1 protein-coding gene is annotated in these 1,883 nt (G+C 47.3%); it reads right to left on the reverse strand.

From position 1 onward, the window contains the following. Positions 1-1,883: condensation domain-containing protein (locus tag H2C83_RS14130; protein WP_281364177.1), on the reverse strand; the 1,883-nt coding region annotated here is incomplete at both ends.

Consider the following 1,883-nt stretch of genomic DNA (forward strand, 5'->3'; position numbering starts at 1 on the left):
TCCTTTAAATGTTTGCAACAGCTTCTGCTTTTCTTCCGGGGTAGCCAGTTCCATTTCCCGCAATCTGATATTGGGCTGGTGTACGATCTGCCGCAAAATATGAATAAAGTGGTGAATCATCCTCTGTACGGTCCCGGGCCTGAACAGGTGTGTACTGTATTCCACGACTCCGTTCAAGGATTCTTTTGATTCTTGTTCGGCCATCATCCAGCTCATGTCAAACTTGGCTTTTTTCCATGAAAACTCTCCCTGGCGAATTTTCAGGCCTGGAAGTTCAAAAGCCGGCAACTCTATGTTTTGCATGGCAAACATGGTGTCAAAGAGCGGGTTGCGGCTCAAATCCCGTCCGGTATCCAGTTTCTTCACCAGTTCTTCAAACGGATAATCCTGATGTTCATACATACTCAGGACGCGTTCTTTCACCTGTTTGAGGAAGTCAGTAAACAGCAATTCGGGTTGCGGACGATTTCGGACAGCCAGGGTATTGGCAAACATGCCTACCACAGATTGAAGATCCACATGTGATCTGCCTGCTATCGGAGAGCCAACAATAATATCTTCTTTCCCTGTATATTTTGCCAGCAGAACATTGTAGGCTGCCAGCAATACCATGTACAGTGTGACATTTTGCTCTTCAACCAGCTTTTTCAATTGTCTGGTCAGACCGGGATCGATTTCAAACGGAATATGTTCCCCGTCAAACTGTTGCACAGCGGGACGCGAATAATCGGTCGGCAAATCCAGTACAGGCAGTTCACCCGACAATTCATCTGTCCAAAACTGTTCGTGCTGTTTCCACAAATCCGTTTCTCTTTCACTTTGCTGCCAGACCGCGTAATCCTTGTATTGCAAGGCAAGGGACGGAAGATCTTCTCCCTTGATCAACTTCATCAAATCCTGGAACAACAGATTCATCGACACGCCATCAGAAATGATGTGGTGCAGATCAATCAGCAGGACATATTCCCGGTTTTCACTGTCTTCAATCAGGCCGGCCCGGATCAGCGGGGCTTGTTCCAGATCGAACGGACGAATAAACTGCTCGATCAATCGGTTGACTTCCAAACGGTTCCGGGTGTGATAGCGCTCAAGGTAAAGCTCTGCTTCAGAATGAATTTTTTGCTTCAATTCCCCGTCAATCAAATGGAACGAAGTTCGCAAAGATTCATGCCGCTCAACCAAGGCCTGCAGAGCTTTTTCCAGGGACGGAACAGATAAATCTCCGTGGATGTGAAAGACATAAGGCATATTATAGCTCGTACCCGTTCCTTCAAGCTGTCCGACGACATAAAGCCGTTTTTGGGCGGAAGACACCGGATAATATTCTTGTTTGGGTGCCACGGGAATCTGTTCATATTGCCTTTCGTCTTTCTGCTGAATCCAGGCAGCCTGTTGACGAATGGTCGGACAGGCAAAAATCTCCCTTAATGGCAGATCAACGTGCATGTACTTGTGTATTTTGGAAGAAAGAATCATTCCCTTAAGGGAATTACCCCCTCGATCAAAAAAGCTTTCATCTGTTCCAATCTGATCCTGTCCCAGCACCTCTTTCCAGATTGCTGCCAATTTTTCTTCAGTCGGATTGGCAGGCAAAGTATGGCGTTTTTCCCTTGTGCCAACATTCGCTGGAGCCGGTAACGCCTTTTTGTCAACTTTTCCATTGGCTGTCAAAGGCAGTTTTCCCAGCTCGACAAAGTGGACCGGGATCATATAATCGGGCAATTTTTCACTCATGAATTGACGCAGCTCATCAACAGTATACGGACCTGACGCGACAAAATAGGCACATAATTCAGGTTCCCCTGACCGGTTTTGCCGGGAAATCACCACAGCCTCCCGCACAGAGGCATGTTCCAGCAAGCGGCTGGCTACTTCTCCCGGTT

The organism is Thermoactinomyces mirandus (genome assembly GCF_013868055.1).
Taxonomy (GTDB): Bacteria; Bacillota; Bacilli; order Thermoactinomycetales; family Thermoactinomycetaceae; genus Thermoactinomyces; species Thermoactinomyces mirandus.